Here is a 19118-nt window from a genome sequence, read left to right on the forward strand (position 1 = left end):
CGGACCAATCCAGCCAATGTTGATGTGTCAGCTATGTCTCCGAACACCCGTCAGTGATCTGTCCGGGCTAAACAACAGGCCCGGCCATGACGGAGTGTGTGGTAAGCGCGGTATCCAATTCACCCCTTCTTCTTCGGCTCCCACGCTTCCGTCGGCCCACCGGCATCGCGCCAGGCGGCGTAGCCGCCGGCGATGTGGGCGACGGGCTTCAGGCCCATGTCCTGCGCGGTCTTGGCCGCGAGTGCGGAGCGCAGGCCCCCGGCGCAGTGGAAGACGAACTTCTTGTCCTCCTGGAAGACCGGCTTGGCGTAGGGACTCTGCGGGTCGATCCAGAATTCCAGCATGCCGCGCGTGCAGGCGAACGCGCCGGGGATGCGACCGTCGCGCTCGATCTCGCGGGGGTCGCGGATGTCGACGATGACGACGTCGCCATTCTTGGAGATCTCGATGGCGTCCTTGGCGTTGAGCGTCTCGATCTCGGCATTGGCCTCGTCGATCAGCGCCTTGATGCCGCGGGTGATGTTTTGGGGCATGTGGTTCTCCCTCTTGTTGTCATTCCGGGGCGCGCGCAGCGCGAGCCCGGAATCCATTCCTCTACACGCACTGCGGCCCGATGGATTCCGGGCTCGCCCTTCGGGCGCCCCGGAATGACGAGAAGCTAGTGCGTCAATTCCTTCATCGCACCCTCCAGCCCCTCGATCGTGATCGGGTACATCCGGTTGGCGAAGATGCGTTTGATGATGGTGGTGGATTCCGAATAGTCCCAGTGCTTCTGAGCGACCGGATTGAGCCACACCGCATGCGGATAGGTGCGGATGATGCGGTCGAGCCAGACCGAGCCCGGCTCCTCGTTGACATGCTCGACCGAGCCGCCGGGCACCATGATCTCGTACGGGCTCATCGACGCATCGCCGACGAACACGATCTTGTAGTCGTGCGGGTATTTGTGCAGCACGTCCCAGGTCGGCGTGCGGTCGGTGAAGCGGCGCTTGTTCTGCTTCCACACGCCCTCATAGAGGCAGTTGTGGAAGTAGAAATACTCCATGTGCTTGAACTCGCTCTTCGCCGCGGAGAACAGCTCCTCGACCTGCTCGATATGCGCGTCCATGGAGCCGCCGATGTCGAAGAACACCAAAAGCTTCACCGCATTGCGCCGCTCGGGGCGCATGTGGACGTCGAGATAGCCGTGATTGGCGGTCTCGCGGATGGTGGTGTCGAGATCGAGCTCGTCGGGTGCGCCGGTGCGCGCGAATTTGCGCAGGCGGCGCAGCGCCACCTTGATGTTGCGGATGCCGAGCTCGACATTGCCGTCGAGGTCCTTGAACTCGCGCTTGTCCCACACCTTCACGGCGCGGTTGTTGCGGTTCTTCTCCTGGCCGATGCGCACGCCCTCGGGATTGTAACCGTGGGCGCCGAACGGCGAGGTGCCGGCGGTGCCGATCCACTTCGAGCCCCCCTGGTGCCGCCCCTTCTGCTCTTCGAGGCGCTTCTTCAGGGTCTCCATGAGCTTGTCCCAGCCCATGGCCTCGATCTGCTTCTTCTCTTCGTCAGTCAGGTATTTTTCGGCGAGCTTCTTCAGCCACTCCTCGGGGATCTCCGCCTTCTCCATGGCGTCGAGCAGGTTTTCCAGCCCCTTGAACACCGTGCCGAAGACGCGGTCGAACTTGTCGAGGTTGCGCTCGTCCTTCACCAGCGAGGTGCGCGACAGGTAGTAGAAATTCTCCACCGAATAATCCGACAGGTCAGCGTCGAGCGCCTCCATCAGCGTGAGGTATTCGCGCAGCGTCACGGGGACCTGCGCATCGCGCAGAGAAGTGAAGAATTGCAGGAACATGGGTGACAGATTGCCCGTCGGGTGGCTGACGTCAAGGGGCGGAGACCGCCGCGGGGTGCTGGACCGCGAAGCTTTTTGCTCTAGAATTGGGGCCCTCACGGGGTTGTTTTGGGGACGTTTGCAATGGGAATTGTCGCAGCACTCATCATCGGTGCGATCGCGGGCTGGCTTGCGGGCAAGATTGTCCACGGGGCGGGATTTGGACTGATCGGCAACATTGTCGTCGGCATCATCGGCGCGCTGGTCGCAAGCTGGGTGTTGCCCCAGCTGCACATCCAGCTGGCAACGGGCACGGTCGGCGCCATCGTGGACGCCACGATCGGCGCGGTGATTGTGCTCGTCATCCTTTCGCTGATAAAACGGGTCTGAAAGCCTGACCGAACCAGGAACAGCCGCCGCGAGCGGCCGTTCGCTTGTCGCGACGGGGCCGACGCCTCTCGCCGACGATGACCCAAGGACACGCGATGAAATTTACCGGCACCAAGGACTATGTTGCGACCGACGATCTCAAGGTCGCCGTCAATGCCTCGATCGTGCTCGAGCGCCCGCTCCTCATCAAGGGCGAGCCCGGCACCGGCAAGACGGTGCTGGCCGAGGAAGTCGCGAAGGCTCTGAACGCGCCGCTGCTGACCTGGCACATCAAGTCCACCACCAAGGCGCAGCAGGGTCTCTACGAATACGACGCGGTGTCGCGGCTGCGCGACAGCCAGCTCGGTGATAGCAGGGTGTCCGACATCAAGAACTACATCAAGCGCGGCAAGCTGTGGGACGCCTTCACCGCCGAGCAGCGCCCGGTGCTCTTGATCGACGAGATCGACAAGGCCGACATCGAGTTTCCGAACGACCTCCTGCTCGAGCTCGACCGCATGGAATTCCATGTCTACGAGACCGGCGAGACGATCAAGGCCAAGCAGCGCCCGATCATGATGATCACCTCCAACAACGAGAAGGAGCTGCCGGACGCCTTCCTGCGCCGCTGCTTCTTCCACTACATCAAGTTCCCCGACGCCGACACGATGGCCCGCATCGTCGACGTCCACTTCCCCGGCATCAAGAAGCGCCTCGTCGAGGAAGCGCTGCGCATCTTCTTCGAGGTGCGCGAGGTGCCCGGCCTGAAGAAGAAGCCGTCCACGTCGGAGCTTCTGGACTGGCTCAAGCTGCTGCTCAACGAGGACATGAGCGTCGAGCAGCTGCGGGAGCGCGACCCGCGAAAACTGATCCCGCCGCTGCACGGCGCTCTGCTGAAGAACGAGCAGGACGTGCATCTGTTCGAGCGGCTGGCATTTTTGAGCAGACGGGAAGTGTGACCTTCCCGTGTCCCGGACGCGCTGCAGCGTGCAACGCTGCTGCGCAGAGCCGGGACCCAGTAGGCGACACGGTACAATGCGGCGACATGAGCCCCGGCTCTGCAGCGCACCGTCAAGAGACGCTGCGCTGCGTCCGGGGCACGAGAGTAGAGTTCGGTGCGCCGCTTTCTCCACACCGTCATTGCGAGCGCAGCGAAGCAATCCGGAATCCCTCCGCGGTGACAGTCTGGATTGCTTCGCTGCGCTCGCAATGACGGAGTATGAGGCAGCAGTTGCCCTTCCGACTCGCATTTTGAATCGCAGACACACCTTCGCAGCCTCGCGACGCATCTCGCCCGAGCTTTGCTCTCTCCGTCGCCCCCAAGGAAAGAGGGCGCAGGGAAGGCCGGGTGCCGGCTTGGCACCCGCGGTCCGCTGTGCGCAGATAGCGCAAAAGGACTGCACAGCGGCATACAGGTGCGGCCGAACACACGGCCTTCCCTGCGCGATGGTCGGACGGCTTATGCCGTGATCTCCCGGGAGCCGAACTTTCCCTCTGGCCTCCCTCGCCCCGCGAATTGGATGATGCCGTCTGCCCGGTTGGGCTCGCGCACATCTCCGCGACAGGCTTGACCGTAGCAACGACGGCCAGGACCACACGGTTTTGCCGTACGCAGCTCATCCGGCTTCGCCAAGAGGCTTCGCCGGACTTCAGCGCCGCTCGTCCGCACGAAGCCTCGGGCTCACAGGGACTACCCGCCCTGCCCACGCCTCTCGCGCACGACGCTGCCGCGTCCACCGCAACCCGGCCCGCGTTTCGAACGACTCGCGAACCGCCCCTCTTCGTCGGGCCGGGCTGCTTCGATGTATGCCGCAATTCCGAATTTCGGTAAAGTGGAATATTTTTGCGCGGAGGGGTTGACGGGTTGCGGGGTGTTTTGCCCGACGGGTCTCACGAGCAACCGTTTCAGGAACCGCTCGCTAGAGCATCCTCGAACGTGCCAGCGACGACATTGAACAGCTCGATGAGAGCCCTGATGCCGAGAACATATTCAAGATCGCTGCCCCATCGCCCATACAAGTCCGCTCCGGGGATGAGCCGGCCCAACACAGCGCCTCCCTCAGTCTCGAATGCGTATTTTGGCTCGCGCACGTGGACGATGCGAAACTTGAGCGGAGACCACATGCGAAAGGCATTTCCGCCGAGCCAAACGCCAATCTCGAAGACAAGGCAGCCGCCGACCTTTTTCTGCCATCGATTCCGGGAACGGCCTTCAAATCCCAGCACGCCGCAAAACTCTTCCAGGAAGGGAATGACGTCCTTTTTCGTTCGAAGTCCACCGCCTGGATCAATGCGCAGACGCTCGGCTTCCGCCCTTTGCAACCGATCCAGATGGGCGACCCGGTTCTCGCGGAACTCCTGGTCCCCATAGACTTTCCGAAGGTGCTCGAACACGCATCTCACGAGTGGCGGGGCGACGAATGGCGGCTCGACAAAATCTCTGGCGGCGAAGAGTTCGTCCAGCAAGGCGGAACGATTTTTCGGCATGATGACGAAGGTTCGTCCGTCGGGATTGCCCTGTCCAAGCGACTGCATCGTTTCAAGAGCGACTTCGTCCCAATATCGGTAGAGCAGGTCCGAGCACTCCGTTCCACAGAATTGAATGAGCTCGTCCTGCCGCGCCCTGTGGAGCGAGAACCCAAGCGCCTCGAACGCGGCTTGCGTCGGCCGGCGACCGGGCCATTTCGTCACGATGTCAAGAAGCGGATGATCTTCCATGGATGCGACTCATTCGATGGGCGGAAATCGTAGGATGGGTAGAGCGCAGCGAAACCCATCGGGCTCAGCAAGCGCTGCACGATGATGGGTTTCGCTTCGCTCTACCCATCCTACGAAGATGTCACGCCACCGCGGCGTCCGGAATGCGCGCGGCTTCCATCGGCGCCTTCCCGCGGATGAGGTCCGAGGCGCGATCGGCGATCATCATCGTGGACGCGTTGAGGTTCGCCGAGATCATGCGCGGCATCACGGAGGCGTCGATGACGCGCAGGCCTTCGAGGCCGTGGACGCGGAGCTGGTCGTCGACGACCGCCCAGGTGGAATCCGCCGGGCCCATGCGGCAGGTGCAGCCGGGGTGGAAGGTGGTGGTGCCGCGCTCGGTGGCGGCCGCCAAAAACTCGTCGTCGGTGTTGATGTTGGGACCGGGGAAATCCTCGTAGGCGTAATAAGGCGAGAGCGGCGCACTCTTGAGCAGGCGCCGCGCGAGCTTCATGCCGCCGACGATGACGCGGCGGTCGAGCTCGGCGTCGAGATAGTTGGTCTGGATGATCGGCGGCGCGAAGGGGTCGGAGGAGCGGATACGGACATAGCCGCGGCTCTCCGGGCGCTGCTGCCAGGACGCCACCGTCATGCCGGGCTCGTCTTCGAGCTGGCCCTGCACGCCTTCCTTGTAGGACGCGGGCGTGAAGGTGAGCTGCAGGTCGGAACTGTCGGCGCTCTCGCCGGAGTGCCAGAAGCAATAAACCATGGTCGGCGACAGCGAGAGCAGGCCGCGGCGCGCGGTCGCCCATTTCAGCGCCTCGATCCACAGCGAGACACCGCGGCGGAGCTCGTTGATGGTCTTGATGTCCTTGACGCGCGCCACGGTGCGGGGGGCGTAGTGGTCCTGGAGGCCTTCACCGACCGGCAGCGCGTGACGCACTGCGATGCCGTGCGCGGCCAGCAGGTCCGGCGAGCCGACGCCGGAGAGCTGCAAGAGCTGCGGCGAGTTATAGGTGCCGCCGGACAGGATGACTTCCTTGTTGGCGCGCACCTCCACCGGCGTGCCGCCCCGGCCGCCCTTGGTGTAGCGCACGCCGACGGCGCGCTTGCCTTCGAAGATAATCTCGGTCGCGTGCGCATGGGTGTGCACATGCACGTTGGGCCGCTTCATCGCCGGCTTGAGGAAGGCGGTCGAGCCCGAGACGCGCAGGCCCTTGTCGATGGTGCGCTGGCAGTACGAGACGCCCTCTTGCTTGGCGCCGTTGTAGTCGGGGTTGCGCGGGATGCCGAGCGAGACCGCGCCTTCCATGAAGGCTTCGCAGAGCGGATCGCGCCACTCCATGGTGGTGACGGTGAGCTTGCCGTCGCGCCCGCGAAAATTGTTGTCGCCCTCGCCGACCCGCTTCTCCAGCCGCTTGAAGTAAGGCAGCACGTCGGCATAGCCCCAGCCGCGATTGCCCATCTGCGCCCAGGTGTCGAAATCCATGCGCTGGCCGCGGTTGTAGATGTGGCCGTTGATCGAGGAGGAGCCGCCGAGCGTCTTGCCACGCGGCGCATAGATGCTGCGCCCGCCGGTCCAGGGCCCCGGCTCCTGCTGATAGGCCCAGTTGATGCTCTTCATGTGGAAGGTCTTGATGAAGCCCGCCGGCAGATGGATGTAGGGATGCCAGTCGGACGGGCCGGCTTCCAGCACGCAGACGCTGACGTTGGGGTCTTCGCTCAGCCGGCTGGTGAGCACGCAACCCGCAGAGCCCGCGCCGACGATCACATAATCAAATCTGTCCATGGTGCCTCGGCCGCTCCTAGCGCGGCTTGTCGTTGAGTTGAAATTCCAGATGCGTCTGCACCGTCGGCCATTCGGCGGCGGTGATGCTGTAGACCACAGTGTCGCGCAAGCTGCCGTTCGGCGCGACCTGGTGGCTGCGCAAAATGCCGTCCTGTTTGGCGCCGAGGCGCTCGATGGCGCGGCGGCTCTGGTGGTTGAAGAAGTGGGTGCGGAATTCGACCGCGATGCAGTTCAGCGTCTCGAAGGCGTGGCGCAGCAGCAAGAGCTTGCACTGCGTGTTGAGCGGGCCGCGCTGCGCGCTCTTGCCGTACCAGGTCGAGCCGATCTCGACGCGGCGGTTGGCGGCATCGATGTTCATGTAAGTGGTCATGCCGACGATGTTGCCGCCGGCGTCGAACACGGTGAACGGCAGCATCGAGCCCGCAGCCTGCAGCCCCAGGCGCCGGTCGATCTCCTTGGCCATGTTGTCCGGCAGCGGGATCGCGGTGTACCAGAGCTTTGACAGCTCGCCATCCTTCACGGCCGTCACCAGCCCGTCGAGATGCTGCTGCGACAGCGGCTCGAGACGGGCGTGCTGTCCACGCAGGGTGATGGGATCGGGCCAGGGCATTTCTCACTCCATATTGACTGCTGTCATTGTGGGGCGACGCGAAGCGGCGAGCCCGGAATCCATAACCACCGCCCGGGGTTATGGATTCCGGGCCTGCGTGCTGGCGCACGCATCCCGGAATGACGACGGATGTATTGGCACGGCTCGTCCAGATACATTCACTTGTTCAAAAAGTTCAACGGCAAACCGCCACGCGGCCAGTCCATGGCGACGAGCTCGCCCTTGCCCGATAGCGTGATATAGGCGGTCTTCAGCCCCGGGCCGCCGAAGGCGATGTTGGTGGTGACGCGGTCGCCGGTCGGGACCTGCTCGACCAGCGTGCCGTCGGGCGCGATCACCGAGATGCAGCCGGAAACGAGGGTGGCGACGCAGACATTGCCGTTCGCCTCCACCGCGAGCGAGTCGAACATCTGGTAGCCGCCGAGGCCGCAGATCGGCTTGCCCCGCTCGCCGCGATAGATCACGTCGCGCGGCTTCAGCGTGCCGGGCGCGGAGAGCTCGTAGGCCCAGAGCCGGCCGGTCGGCGTCTCCGCGATGTAGACGGTATTCTCATCCGGCGACAGCCCGATGCCGTTCGCCGGCAATATGCCGTGCACGACCTCGACCAGCTCGGTCATCCCGGGCTTGAGGTAGTACATGCCGCCGACGTCCATCTCGCGGGCGCGGCGCTTGCCGAGATCGGAGAACCAAAGGCCGCCCTGCTTGTCGAACACCAGATCGTTCGGCCCGCGCAGATCGTGCGCGCCGCATCTGGTGACGACGGTCTCGACCTTGCCGGATTGCAGATCGACGCGCTGGATCGAGCCGCCGAGGTAATCGTCGGGCTGCGGGCCCGGCATGATCATGTTGCGGGTCGGGATCCAGGAGAAGCCGCCATTGTTGCAGATGTAGATCTTGCCGTCGGGGCCGAGCGCGGCGCCGTTCGGCCCGCCCGGAATTTTCGCGACGATCTCCTTGCGGCCGTCGGGATAAACGCGCGTCAGGCGCTGGCCGCGGATCTCCACCAGCACCACCGAACCATCAGGCATCACGACCGGCCCTTCGGGAAATTCGAGGTCGGTGGCGAGAACGCGGACGTTGGACGTGGCGGTGGACATTGGGGCCCCTCCCGGCTGATTGTTATGACTTGCACGGGATGTCCGGCACGGGCCCCACACGCAAGATTTGCCTGCGGTTATGACAAAGACACCCCGGCTTGCCAAGCAAGCGGGATGGTATGCCAGCGTTGCGGAAGCCTACGGCTTCACCGGCAGCCAGATCTCGAAGCCGCCATTGCCGGTTGCGGGATCGAACGCCTCGTCGTAGCGCTCGAAACTCGGCGCGTCCGCGGCCGTCAAACCCGAGGCGGGCAGCCATCGATTCCAGATCGTGTTGACGGTGCGGCGGATCGAGGCGACGTGCTCGGTATGCGTGAACACGGCATAGCGCTGCTCGGGGATGCGGATGCGGGCGAAGCGTCGCGGCAGGTCCGAGAACTCGGCGACCTCGACGCCTGCGATGTAGTCGAAATTGCCGGAATCGTCGCCGTTGCAGCAGACGCCGTAGGCGACCTGTCCGACCCTCGAGGGAATATCGGCGACCTCCTGATGAAAGCGGTGCCACAGGCCGGGGATGACGGCGCCGTTGTCGCAAGAAATGCGCTCGCCGGGACCGGCGACGAGCAACGCCCGCGCGGTCTCGAAGCGCGGCGGGGCGAGATGGTCGAGCATGGTGGAGTCCATGAGGATCGGCTCCTGAAGCTTGAGGTCATTGGCGCACATTGCCGCCCTGACCGCTTCGGGCGTGGTGCCGAATTGGTCGCGGAACGCGCGGGTGAAAGCTTCGTGCGAGCCGTAGTCGGCCTCCAGCGCGACGCTGAGGATATCAGGCGCGCCGTTCGCGAGAAGACGCGCCGCCTCGGTCAGCCGCCGCGCGCGCAAATAGCGCATCACCGGAAGTCCGGTGGCTGCGGCAAACGCGCGCACGATGTGGAACCGCGACACGCCCGAGATCGCAGCGATCTCGTCGAGCGTCATCGGCTCGGCCAGATGGCTCTCGATATACCAGAGCGCGCGCTGGGCAGGGTTCATGGCGGCTCAACCCCTCGTTCGAAGCGTGACGATGATGCGCCGTCGGCGCCGGCTTCGCTTGATCGGCATTGCTGTCCGCGCGCAAGGATAGTCCGGGAATGGCCACTGGCAACGCCCTGGCGTTCGCGGCTAGACTGTTTCGAAACCGCTCACGAGAAAGAGGAACCCGCGTCATGGAAATCACCGATGTGCGGGCACACCATATCCGCATCCCCTATGACGCCGGCGTTGCGAGCTTCCGCCAGGGCGCATCCGCGATTACCGCGCTCGACATGGTGCTGGTCGAGGTCACCACCGACGCCGGGCTGACCGGTTGGGGCGACGCCTTCGCCTATGTCTGCCCGCGCACCACGCGCAGCGCCGTCGAGGAGATGATCGCGCCGCAGGCCCGCGGGCTGAAGGTGCCCGATGCCGCCGGCATCCCCGCCGCGATGGAGCAGATCCAGCGCAATCTGCATCTGTTCGGCCGCTACGGCATCACCATGTTCGCGATCTCGGGGCTCGACATCGCGCTCTGGGACCTTGCTGCCAAGGTCGAGGGCGTGCCCCTGCATCGCCTGCTCGGCGAGACCAGGCGCACGGCCATTCCCGCCTATGCGAGCCTGCTGCGGATCGGCTCGCCCGACAACATCGCGGCCGAATGCAGGAAGGCGCTCGCGCTCGGCTATGGCGCAATCAAGCTGCACGAGACCACGGCGCCTGCGGTGTTCGCCGCGCGGGAGGCGATCGGGCCGACCATTCCGCTGATGGTCGACATGAACTGTCCGCTCACGGCCGAGCAGGCGATCGCATTCGCGACGTCGTGCCGCGATGCGCGGCCGATGTTCCTGGAGGAGCCGGTGTGGCCGCCGGAAGACTTCGCCGCGCTCGCCGAGGTCCGCAGCAAAGGCGGGCTCGGCATTGCCGCCGGCGAGAATGCCTGCACCGAATATCAATTCCGCCAGATGATGGAGGCGGGCGCGGTGAGCCACGCCCAGCCGTCGGTGACCAAGGTCGGCGGCATCACGGAATTTCTGAAGGTCGCGGCGCTCGCCGATCAGCTCGGCGTCAAGATCGTTCCGCACTCCCCGTATTTCGGTCCGGGCCTGCTCGCGACGCTGCATCTCCTCGCGACACGCGACGACGGGCTGGTCGAGATGTTCTATCTCAAGCGCGAGGCCTGCCTCTGGGGCGGCCGCGCGGATAGCGATGCCACCGGCCATGTCGCGGTGCCTTCGGGCGTGGGGCTCGGTTATGAGCCCGATCGGGACGTGATGGAGCGATATCGCGTGACGTGACCGGCGCGCTTATTTCGCATCCTTCGCCGGCGGCGCGTCCTGCTTCTTCTTCAGATCCTCGGCCGTCTTCACCTGGGCGGCCTGGAGATCGAGAAGCGTCTTCTGCAGGCCCGCGAGGTTCGTCTTCAACGCGTCGATCTGGCGGTTTGCTGCATCCAGCTTCTGCTGGTGGTCGAGGTTCAGCTTCGTGATCGTCTTCTGCAGGAAGTCGACATTGCTCTGCAGGCAGCTGGTGCGCCGCTCCATGGTCTTCTCGACCGTGCAGATCTCGATGCCGGGCACGTCCTGCGCGTGCACCTGCGCATTCGCCAGCGTTGCGAGCAGCAATATTGCGAAACAAATGCCGGCGTTTCGAAGCAGCATGAGAGGTTCCTCGTCCAATCGATCACGGCAATGTGCGCTTTTTGCGCACAGCCACTCAGGGCTACCACACTCGTACCGCATTCTCGCGTTGAGCTTGCATCGTTCCCTTGGACGGGGAACGATGATCGGCACGCGGAAGAAGTGGGCGCTGTTCCGCGGCTTTGTTTAGGGGAGATTTTTGGAATGGCAACGCGCGATAGACGACTGGCGGAATTCGACGGCGCCGGAGAACCACCGCCGGGGCTTGCGCTCGAAGTGCTGTGCGAGGACCACAGCGGAACGTACCAGCTGCCGTTCGCCTGTCGCTATGTCGAGGGACGCTGGCAGAACCACGAGGCCGGCATCGCGGTGGAAGCGACCGTCATCGGCTGGCGCCTGCCGCGCGTGAGGCAGCGCGGGGCCGCCTGACGCCCATATCTGTTCCAAAATGCAACGCGGCCGCGCTCCGCCTTAACCTTCGGAACGCGGCCCGAACGAATCACGTCCGAATCGGCCGAACGGCCGCGTACGCAGCTGTTCACGGCTAGATGTCGATGCGGCTCTACCGGCGCGTACAATATCTGCGCAGCGCGGCGGATGGCCCGGGCCGGGCACGGGCGCCAAAGGTTAATCGCGACAAGGGCATAGCGCGCAAGACCACCCTGGCCGGCACCCGCCCCCGAAACAGGCAGCGCCAGGCAAGGACTGCCTAATATTCGACCTCGAGCTCCTCGATCTCGGCCGGCTCCTCCCTCGCCGCCGCGATCCATTCCTTCATCTCATCCATCGCCATGACGGTGTCGGCGTAGGCCTTCAGCTGCGGTTCGAGCTTGACGTCGTAGGTGACGAAGCGCGTCACCACAGGCGCGTACATCGCATCCGCCATGGTGCGCCGCTCGCCGAACAGGAACGGGCCGCCGGATTTCTCCAGGCAGTCGCGCCAGATCGACCAGACCCGGTCGATGTCGGCCTGGGCGCGCGACCAGATCTTGAAGCCGGGAAAATGTCCTTTCAGATTGACGGGCAGCGAGGCGCGCAAGGTGGTGAAGCCGGAATGGATTTCGCCGCAGATCGAGCGGCAATGTGCGCGCTGCACGCGGTCATCAGGCAGCAGGCCGGCTGACGGCATCGCCTCGTTGAGGTATTCGGCGATCGCAAGCGTATCCCAGACCACGGCACCGTCGTGCCGCAGACACGGCACCAGGATCGACGACGACAGCAAGAGGATTTCGGCGCGCGCCGACGGATCGTCCGGCGCGGTGACGATTTCCTCGAAATCGAGCCCGGAGAATTTCGTCAGCAGCCAGCCGCGCAGCGACCAGGACGAGTAGTTCTTGCTGCTGATGGTCAGTGTCGCCTTCGCCATATGGCCCTTCCCTCACGCCTGGGAGCGCGCTGCCGGGCGTGCGCGCCCCGTCCTTCCCGCCCAAAGAGCAGCAAGCGACGTGCCAATTTTCCCGGCGGTCCGGCCCCCATCTGGCTTCGATATTGCATCAAGACGGGGGACAGGTGGGCACTTCAGTATGATGTCGATGTATTATCAGGCCTTTCAGAACCAGATGGACCTGACTGCGCCGTGGCGCGCGGGGGCTTCGTCCGCGCTCAGATTCCTCAATCTGGTGCCCCAGGGCATGTCGGATCAGGTCGTCGGCCGGCTGTCGGCGGCGCTGGAGCTGATCTCGCGCTCCACCCTCACCTATCATCGCCCGGCCTACGGCATCGACAGCGTCATGGTGGGCAATCGCGAAGTCGCCGTCACCGAGGAGATCGCCTACGCGACACCGTTCGGCTCGCTGCTGCACTTCAGGAAGGACGGCGTGACGGAGCAGCCGCGCATGCTGCTGGTGGCGCCGATGTCCGGCCATTTCGCAACGCTGCTACGCGGCACCGTGCAGACGCTGCTGCAGGACCACGACGTCTACATCACCGACTGGCACAATCCGCGCGACATCCCGCGCAGCGAGGGTCGCTTCGGGCTCGACGACTACACCGAGCATCTGATCGATTTCCTCGGACAGCTCGGTCCGCGCCCGCACATGGTGGCGATCTGCCAGCCGTCGGTGTCGGCGCTCGCGGCCGCCGCGATCATGTGCGAGGACAACCATCCCTCGCGCCCGGCGACGCTGACGCTGATGGCGGGGCCGATCGACACCCGCATCCAGCCGACCAGGGTCAACGACTTCGCCAAGAGCAAGCCGATCGAATGGTTCGAGCAGAACCTGATCAACTACGTGCCGATGCAGTGCCGCGGCGCCTTGCGGAAAGTCTATCCCGGCTTCGTGCAGCTCACCGCCTTCGTCTCGATGAATCTCGAGCGCCACATCAAGCAGCACATGGACCTCGCCAACCACATCGCCAAGGGCGAGAAGGACAAGGCCGCGACCATCAAGACCTTCTACGACGAATATTTCGCCGTGATGGACCTGCCGGCCGAGTTCTACATCGAGACCGTGCGCGACGTCTTCCAGGAGCACCTGTTGCCGCAAGGCAAACTGATGCATCGCGGCCGCCCCGTGAACACCAAGGCGGTCAGCCGCATGGGGCTGATGACGGTCGAGGGCGAGAAGGACGACATCTGCTCGATCGGCCAGACCCTTGCTGCCCAAGATCTCTGCACCGGCGTGCGCGCCTATCGGCGCGTCCACCACATGCAGGCCGGCGTCGGCCATTACGGCGTGTTCTCAGGCCGGCGCTGGAACAACGAGATCTATCCGCTGCTGCGGGATTTCGTGCACGTGAATTCGTGACACCACGCCGCGGCAGCTGGAATTGCTCTTCAAGCCCGTATCGAGCCGGGCCACGCGACGACTTGCCCTGACATCACCAGGCGGTTGCGTCCGCCCTCCTTGGCGGCGTAAAGCGCCTTATCCGCAGCCGCTATCAGCGACGAGCAATCCGCCTTGTCGCCGAACGAATTATGTGTGGCGCCACCAATACTGAGGGTGACCTGCCTGGATGACGCGTTGAGCGCGTGCAGGATGCCGAGGTCCTCGATCGCCTGCCGGATTCGCTCGCCGACCTGCTCGCAACCTCCTGCGTCGGTATTCGGTAGTAGCAAGGCGAATTCCTCACCACCGTACCGGGCCGCCACGTCTGCCGGCCGTCTGGCCTGCTGCGCCAGGACCCCCGCGATTGAGCGGAGACATGAATCGCCCGCTTGATGCCCGTACCGGTCGTTGAAGCTCTTGAAATGATCGACGTCCATCAGCAGCAGTGACAGAGGCGTTCCTTCCCGCCTGGCCCGGTCCCATTCCGCCTCCAGCCGCTCGTCGAAGTGTCGGCGGTTTGCCAAGGCCGTCAGGCCGTCCGAACGGGCGAGAGCCGCCAGCCTATCCTCCAGATCCTTGCGTTCGGTCATGTCGCGCGAGATCGCCACCACGCCGTTGATGTGTCCACTCTGCGCACTCCTCGTGACGCGCAGTGCAGTTTCGACCCAGATCTCTTCCTTCTCACGATGACGGGTGCGATACGTGATTCTCGCCTCCTCGGCTTCGCCGTTCATCAATGCGGAGAGCGTTTGCTCAACTCGGGCCAGATCCGCGGGATTGATGCCGGCGAGGGCTGATGTATCCACCAATTCGTTCGGAGCCCAGCCAAGGATTCGAGCGGTGGACGGCGACGCATAGAGGATCCGTCCATCGACCGCTATGCGCATGACCATGTCTCCCGACTGCTCTGCAAGGAGGCGAAAATCCGCCTCCTTGGCGACCAGGGCAGCGGCCATCTTCTGCCGCTGGTGCAGCTGGTGCACCAGCAAGAGCCCCGCAACAGCGAGTCCTCCTATCAGCCCGAGCACCGCAGCCATGCGTGTCAGCGCGGCTCGGCGCCAGGGGGCCAAAACGTCATCTTCCGATTCTGTAGCAACCACGAGAACGGGGTAGCGACTGCTGAGTTGATAAAAGCTCAGACGCCGGACGCCGTCGAGAGGCGACGTGAAGTAGTAGACGTCCGCGGCCGGCCGCTCACGGATAATCCTGAAGAGCGGAGCACTCGACAGATCGCGGCCCGTATATCCGTTGTCCGGGCTACGCGCGAGGATAATGCCGTTCGCTGTCGCCAGTGCAATTGAACCGCTCTGGCCGACGTCGAAACCACGATAAAACTGCAGAAAATAGTCGACGTCGATCGTGGTAAGGGCAACTCCGGCAAAACTGCCGTCAGGATGATTGAAGCGCCTCGACGCGGTGATGATCCATTGCCCGCCCGACCTGCTCCTCACTGGAGACCCAATGAAGGTGCCCCGGTCAGCCACGGCACGATGATGCTGGAAATACTCTCGGTCGCTGTTGTTGAGGCCGGCGAAATCCACAGGCTCGCTGGTCGCGAGCCAGCGGCCGGTCTCGTCATAGACGAACACGGCGCGGATCCGGTTCGCGGCTTTGCGCCGGGAAAGAAAGGTCTGAATCTTGGCGATTGCCGCCGGGCTGGTTCCCTCGAGTTCGAGTTGGCCAACCAACACATTGAGAACGGTGTCCGCGAGTTCGAACGTATCGTCCGCGTGCTGCGTCACCGACCGGGCCAGATTGGCCATGTCTGTTTCGGAGCCCTTCAGCACCGTCTGTCGCGAGGACCACTCCCGCCAACCGCTGAGTGCGACAATCGCCAAGCAGGCGACCACGACGAATGCCGAGGCCCAGAGCGTCAGACGCCCCTGGCGAACATCACTACGGTGATCGATCAAGAGACGCAGCCAGGTTCAGTAAAACTCGTCGGATGCAGGCTTCGAACTCCGGCAAGATGTGCCAAATCGTCGATCCGCGGTTGAGGCCGAATGACCAGGCTCTCTGCCGGCAGACGCACCGTCGGCGAGAGCGATGCGGGCTTCGCGCCAGTTGTAACAATGTGAGGCAACGGCGCGGCCATTGACCAGATGTTCTTGAGCATAGCCCTGTTCACGGAGCATGCGATGACACCGTTCCCCTTCAGACGGGCGACGGTAAAGAGCTTGCGGATCAGCAGGTCTCGTTCAAGCGACTGCGGCAAATCGAACTGCAGCCCGATGAGATGGCCTCTTTGTTGCACGACCATCGCGTCGATCCACCCCACCTGCGCGATGTGCACGCGCAGCGGTTCTCCAGCGCGAGGACAGTCAATGCCGGCGCCGAGCAGAACGCCGGCGCCAGAGAGGGAGATGTTGCTCACGCGCCCGGAAAGCCGCTCGCCGGTGCCAGTCTCGATCAAGACTGATTCATCGAAGTCGAAACGCTCCTCGGCGCGTCCCATCCGCGCCTGCAGCGAGGTCATGCAGACGAAGAAGAGCACGACGATGTTCACCACCGACCAGAAGGCGACCATCGGTAAAGCGGCCGGATGATCGATCATCCGCCATTCCGGGATGGTGTTCACAACCAGGCCGACAACCGTCAACGCCATCAAGGCCGCTGACGGCCAGAATATCTCCGCGGCGTAGCTTGCGCACCGCGCGGCAGCTCCCTTGGGCGTCACCCTGAACGCATGTCCCGTCGGCTTGACGAGAGTCCCAAGCACCGTCGGCAGAATCTTGAAGCTCTGGATCGTCGCCGACACCTGAGCGGCGAGCGGAAAATGCGCGTGCGGCGCAAACCACGAGATGCCGCCGTTGAGCGCCAGGATCGCGGGGAATAAGTAGTAGAAGACCGACTCAGGGGTAACGTCGACGACAGGCGCGAGCCCAGTCCACATGAACACGATCGGAACCACCACGACCGTGAGCGCCCGCAGGCCCAATGAGAGCCAATGGGTCGGAAAGAACAGGAGCCGATGCATCAAGCCCAATCCGGGGCCGAGCGGGCCGTCGGCGAGATACAGCGTCTGGATCGCGCCACGCGCCCAGCGTTGCCGCTGCACGAAAAAGGCGTCAAGGCTTTCCGGCGCCAGTCCAATCGCCAGCGGCTCGTGTAGATAGCGAGTGACGTACCCCTTGCGCAGCAGGACCAGCGTCAGCAGGATGTCTTCCGTAATGGACTGGGTCGGCAAGGCATCGCCCACCGCGCGGAGTGCTGCGCGACGCGTGACGGAGTTGGAACCACAACAAAAGGCACCATCCCAGCCGTCGCGCGCTGGCATGATGGAATCGAAGAAGAACCGTTGCTCGTCCGGCAGCCCCCTGTGCAGGCCAAGATTCGCCTGCATCGGGTCCTCATTGTAGAAGGTGTGCGGGATCTGAACGATTCCGATCTTTGGATCAGCGAAGAAGCCCATCGACCGCATCAGGAAATTGCGCTGCGGCACGAAGTCCGCGTCAAAGATCGCGAAGAACTCGCCGCTCGTCTTCGTCAGCGCATGATTGATATTGCCGGCCTTGGCATTCAAGTTGTCGGCGCGCGTGAGATACCCGGCGCCCTTGTGTTCGCAAAGTTCCTTGAGCCAGGGTCTGCGACCATCATCCAGGACCCAGACGTGGAAGTTTGGATAGTCCAGACACAGCGCGCCAGTGATCGTCTTTTCCAGCACCTCGAATGGCTCGTCATAGGTCGGAATAAAGACGTCGACCGAGGGCAGCTCGTCATCCGGCAGGCTGCGAAGCCGATGCTCGTGCTGATCTGCTTCGCTGCTGCGATCGGTCCTGCGAAGGAAAGTCAGATAGAGAACGAACTGATCTGTGAAGGTCAGAAGCTCGACGAAGAGACAGAACCAGATCCAGCCGACCTGATACCAAGTCCCGCTTGCCGGCAGCACGGTTGTGAAAATACGCCATTCGAGATAGCGGGCGACCACAAGCCAAACCACGATAAAGACCGCGACACGCGCCCAAAGGCGCGCGACTGGAAAGGTCGGCGCCAACAGGTACATCGCCGCAAAGATGCCCAGCATCGGCGCGAACAGCTGAGAGAGAGGCAGAGTCATGGCCTGCATGGAACATCTCGCTCACAGGGACGAATGATCGAGCTCCAGGCGCGCGGTCAGCCATTTCAACTTCGAGCTGACCAATCGTAGCAGGCCGTCGGCGCTACGCTCGAAGCGCACCTCAGCCAACCGTCCGATATCGCAGGAGCCGTTATGGTCGGCCGACGTCTCATTGGGCGGAAGCGATATCTCAACGGTAATGTTGCCCGGATCGGGCCGCGGCACCCGAGCCGCAAGCAGCCGATCATCGCCGTACGCTGCCGATCCGCGGACTTGCCGGATCTGGCCGGTCTTCCATTCGCGGCTCCCAATCAGGCGCACGGTAGCCGCATCTCCGGCCTTGATCTTCTCGAAATCGCGTTCGGGGAGTTCAACAACGATAAATCGGCGTTCGCAATCTGCAAAATCGAAAACCGATTGCCCTTCCGTGACCATCGAGCCCGGGCTGGCCGCGACCGACCAGACCACATGGGCTGCGGGCAAGGACAGATCGTAGTGATCGAGACGATCGAGCCGAGTGCGTTCCTCTGCGATTTCCGCGGCCAGCTGCGTGGCACGTGAGCTGTTCTGCAACAGGTCTGTCTCGAGCTCCTGGCGGCGGAGGACAAGCCGCTCGCGCTGCTGCTGAGAATACGGCACGTCATTGGCGTCGCCACGAAGATAAATGCCCTTCTCGGCCGCCCCCAACTCGGTCTTGAGGCGCTGCAGGCGTTCATCGGCCATCTGGCACCGCGTTGCGGTTGCCTCCTGCGAGGCCTGGGCCTCACCGGAGCGGATTTGCGAACTGATGCCGAGCTTCACGAGCCTCTCCATCCGGCCCGCGACATCGTTCCGCTGCCGCGCCTCGGCGAGACAGCCGCCTTTTTCAACTTCCGTTTCGCCGATCTCGTGGTTCAGGCGCGCGACCATCCCCAAACGATAGTCCTCGCTGCGCTCGCCGAGCTTGCGATCGAGCCCGGCGATTTCCTCGAGTTGCCGACGTGCGAGCTCGGCGCGTTTGGTGGACATGGCAAGCTGCTGATCGAGGTCCATGAGGTGCCGGCGATCCGGCGACCGCGCCCCGACCATCGGCACCACCCGGCTCTGCTGGAAATATTCACCCTTGCGTGGAAGATCAGGCGAGAGCTGACCCGCGAAGGGTGCAGTCACCCGCATGAGCTCGGCATTGACGAATGCGGAGGGAGCGATTCGGTAGGTCACATACGGCAACAGGGCCCATCCGCTCAGCGCGATGATCCCGAGCGCCAGGGCTCGACGAACAACCCGGCTACGAATGAAACGTTCGACGTGCAAACGAACCACGACTGGATCTCCAATGGGCTTTGGT

At 63.7% G+C, this 19118-nt stretch carries 17 protein-coding genes; 5 read left to right on the forward strand and 12 right to left on the reverse strand.

All coding sequences use genetic code 11. The annotated features are described in order from the left end of the window. Positions 1–119 precede the first annotated feature (119 nt). Together XI03_RS34845 and XI03_RS34850 are read right to left on the reverse strand one after the other, a co-directional pair. Positions 120–533 carry a rhodanese-like domain-containing protein gene (locus XI03_RS34845; protein ID WP_028145610.1) on the reverse strand — a complete coding sequence of 138 codons (414 nt, stop codon included), beginning with the start codon at positions 531–533 and terminating at the stop codon, positions 120–122. A 125-nt stretch (positions 534–658) separates the two neighbouring features. Further along, complete coding sequence (locus XI03_RS34850) at positions 659–1834, reverse strand: vWA domain-containing protein (RefSeq protein ID WP_028145611.1); 1176 nt, start codon at positions 1832–1834, stop codon at positions 659–661. A gap of 123 nt (positions 1835–1957) precedes the next feature. Here XI03_RS34850 and XI03_RS34855 point away from each other — a divergent pair, with 123 nt between their 5' ends. After that, positions 1958–2203 carry a GlsB/YeaQ/YmgE family stress response membrane protein gene (locus XI03_RS34855; RefSeq protein ID WP_018318587.1) on the forward strand — a complete coding sequence of 82 codons (246 nt, stop codon included), beginning with the start codon at positions 1958–1960 and terminating at the stop codon, positions 2201–2203. 95 nt (positions 2204–2298) lie between these two features. After that, complete coding sequence (locus XI03_RS34860; RefSeq protein ID WP_271594623.1) at positions 2299–3141, forward strand: AAA family ATPase; 843 nt, start codon at positions 2299–2301, stop codon at positions 3139–3141. Positions 3142–4087: 946 nt separating this feature from the next. On the opposite strand, the gene XI03_RS34865 is transcribed toward XI03_RS34860, so the two are convergent. The 5 genes from XI03_RS34865 to XI03_RS34885 all read right to left on the reverse strand — a co-directional run bounded on the left by XI03_RS34865 (position 4088) and on the right by XI03_RS34885 (position 9347). Then, positions 4088–4900, reverse strand: a complete 813-nt coding sequence (locus XI03_RS34865; protein WP_271594624.1) for a hypothetical protein — start codon at positions 4898–4900, stop codon at positions 4088–4090. A gap of 121 nt (positions 4901–5021) precedes the next feature. Then, positions 5022–6668: a GMC family oxidoreductase gene (locus tag XI03_RS34870; RefSeq protein ID WP_212475161.1), complete on the reverse strand. Its 1647-nt coding sequence runs from the start codon at positions 6666–6668 to the stop codon at positions 5022–5024. 16 nt (positions 6669–6684) lie between these two features. Continuing rightward, a complete protein-coding gene (locus tag XI03_RS34875; RefSeq protein WP_038950869.1) occupies positions 6685–7278 on the reverse strand; it encodes a GNAT family N-acetyltransferase in 594 nt (197 codons plus the stop codon). Positions 7279–7436: 158 nt separating this feature from the next. Next, entirely contained in the window at positions 7437–8375 is a 939-nt protein-coding gene (locus tag XI03_RS34880; protein ID WP_271594625.1) for an SMP-30/gluconolactonase/LRE family protein, read from the reverse strand. A gap of 138 nt (positions 8376–8513) precedes the next feature. Further along, positions 8514–9347 carry an AraC family transcriptional regulator gene (locus XI03_RS34885; protein ID WP_028145618.1) on the reverse strand — a complete coding sequence of 278 codons (834 nt, stop codon included), beginning with the start codon at positions 9345–9347 and terminating at the stop codon, positions 8514–8516. Between the two features lie 173 nt (positions 9348–9520). On the opposite strand from XI03_RS34885, the gene XI03_RS34890 reads away from it, so the two are divergent. Beyond that, the gene (locus tag XI03_RS34890) at positions 9521–10624 is read left to right on the forward strand and encodes a mandelate racemase/muconate lactonizing enzyme family protein (protein ID WP_271594626.1); all 1104 of its coding nucleotides are present in this window, start codon (positions 9521–9523) and stop codon (positions 10622–10624) included. A 9-nt stretch (positions 10625–10633) separates the two neighbouring features. Here the strand turns inward: XI03_RS34890 and XI03_RS34895 are convergent, their stop codons facing one another. Then, complete coding sequence (locus tag XI03_RS34895) at positions 10634–10987, reverse strand: hypothetical protein (protein ID WP_095426019.1); 354 nt, start codon at positions 10985–10987, stop codon at positions 10634–10636. Positions 10988–11170: 183 nt separating this feature from the next. Here XI03_RS34895 and XI03_RS34900 point away from each other — a divergent pair, with 183 nt between their 5' ends. Continuing rightward, complete coding sequence (locus XI03_RS34900) at positions 11171–11395, forward strand: hypothetical protein (RefSeq protein ID WP_018318578.1); 225 nt, start codon at positions 11171–11173, stop codon at positions 11393–11395. 280 nt (positions 11396–11675) lie between these two features. On the opposite strand, the gene XI03_RS34905 is transcribed toward XI03_RS34900, so the two are convergent. Continuing rightward, complete coding sequence (locus tag XI03_RS34905) at positions 11676–12332, reverse strand: glutathione S-transferase family protein (protein ID WP_028145621.1); 657 nt, start codon at positions 12330–12332, stop codon at positions 11676–11678. 157 nt (positions 12333–12489) lie between these two features. Between XI03_RS34905 and XI03_RS34910 the strand changes: the two genes are divergently transcribed. Next, a complete protein-coding gene (locus tag XI03_RS34910; protein WP_028145622.1) occupies positions 12490–13713 on the forward strand; it encodes a polyhydroxyalkanoate depolymerase in 1224 nt (407 codons plus the stop codon). A 29-nt stretch (positions 13714–13742) separates the two neighbouring features. On the opposite strand, the gene XI03_RS34915 is transcribed toward XI03_RS34910, so the two are convergent. Genes XI03_RS34915 through XI03_RS34925 form a run of 3 tightly spaced genes read right to left on the reverse strand, consistent with a single transcriptional unit; the run spans position 13743 to position 19093 of the window. Beyond that, the gene (locus XI03_RS34915; RefSeq protein ID WP_271594627.1) at positions 13743–15647 is read right to left on the reverse strand and encodes a sensor domain-containing diguanylate cyclase; all 1905 of its coding nucleotides are present in this window, start codon (positions 15645–15647) and stop codon (positions 13743–13745) included. Beyond that, positions 15644–17800, reverse strand: coding sequence for a glycosyltransferase (locus XI03_RS34920; RefSeq protein ID WP_271594628.1), 2157 nt, complete (start codon positions 17798–17800; stop codon positions 15644–15646). Before XI03_RS34920 ends, XI03_RS34915 begins: the two co-directional genes overlap by 4 nt. 12 nt (positions 17801–17812) lie before the next feature. After that, on the reverse strand, positions 17813–19093 hold the full coding sequence (locus XI03_RS34925) for an HlyD family efflux transporter periplasmic adaptor subunit (protein ID WP_240536535.1): 1281 nt from the start codon (positions 19091–19093) through the stop codon (positions 17813–17815). Positions 19094–19118: the final 25 nt, after the last annotated feature.

Source organism: Bradyrhizobium sp. CCBAU 65884 (assembly GCF_028128835.1).
GTDB lineage: Bacteria > Pseudomonadota > Alphaproteobacteria > Rhizobiales > Xanthobacteraceae > Bradyrhizobium > Bradyrhizobium ottawaense.

Excerpts from the sequence above, each read along its gene's own strand:
- XI03_RS34845 (WP_028145610.1), bottom strand. The coding sequence starts at position 533 with ATGCCCCAAAACATCACCCGCGGCATCAAGGCGCTGATCGACGAGGCC.
- XI03_RS34850 (WP_028145611.1), bottom strand. The coding sequence starts at position 1,834 with ATGTTCCTGCAATTCTTCACTTCTCTGCGCGATGCGCAGGTCCCCGTG.
- XI03_RS34855 (WP_018318587.1), top strand. The coding sequence starts at position 1,958 with ATGGGAATTGTCGCAGCACTCATCATCGGTGCGATCGCGGGCTGGCTT.
- XI03_RS34860 (WP_271594623.1), top strand. The coding sequence starts at position 2,299 with ATGAAATTTACCGGCACCAAGGACTATGTTGCGACCGACGATCTCAAG.
- XI03_RS34865 (WP_271594624.1), bottom strand. The coding sequence starts at position 4,900 with ATGGAAGATCATCCGCTTCTTGACATCGTGACGAAATGGCCCGGTCGC.
- XI03_RS34870 (WP_212475161.1), bottom strand. The coding sequence starts at position 6,668 with ATGGACAGATTTGATTATGTGATCGTCGGCGCGGGCTCTGCGGGTTGC.
- XI03_RS34875 (WP_038950869.1), bottom strand. The coding sequence starts at position 7,278 with ATGCCCTGGCCCGATCCCATCACCCTGCGTGGACAGCACGCCCGTCTC.
- XI03_RS34880 (WP_271594625.1), bottom strand. The coding sequence starts at position 8,375 with ATGTCCACCGCCACGTCCAACGTCCGCGTTCTCGCCACCGACCTCGAA.
- XI03_RS34885 (WP_028145618.1), bottom strand. The coding sequence starts at position 9,347 with ATGAACCCTGCCCAGCGCGCGCTCTGGTATATCGAGAGCCATCTGGCC.
- XI03_RS34890 (WP_271594626.1), top strand. The coding sequence starts at position 9,521 with ATGGAAATCACCGATGTGCGGGCACACCATATCCGCATCCCCTATGAC.
- XI03_RS34895 (WP_095426019.1), bottom strand. The coding sequence starts at position 10,987 with ATGCTGCTTCGAAACGCCGGCATTTGTTTCGCAATATTGCTGCTCGCA.
- XI03_RS34900 (WP_018318578.1), top strand. The coding sequence starts at position 11,171 with ATGGCAACGCGCGATAGACGACTGGCGGAATTCGACGGCGCCGGAGAA.
- XI03_RS34905 (WP_028145621.1), bottom strand. The coding sequence starts at position 12,332 with ATGGCGAAGGCGACACTGACCATCAGCAGCAAGAACTACTCGTCCTGG.
- XI03_RS34910 (WP_028145622.1), top strand. The coding sequence starts at position 12,490 with ATGATGTCGATGTATTATCAGGCCTTTCAGAACCAGATGGACCTGACT.
- XI03_RS34920 (WP_271594628.1), bottom strand. The coding sequence starts at position 17,800 with ATGCAGGCCATGACTCTGCCTCTCTCTCAGCTGTTCGCGCCGATGCTG.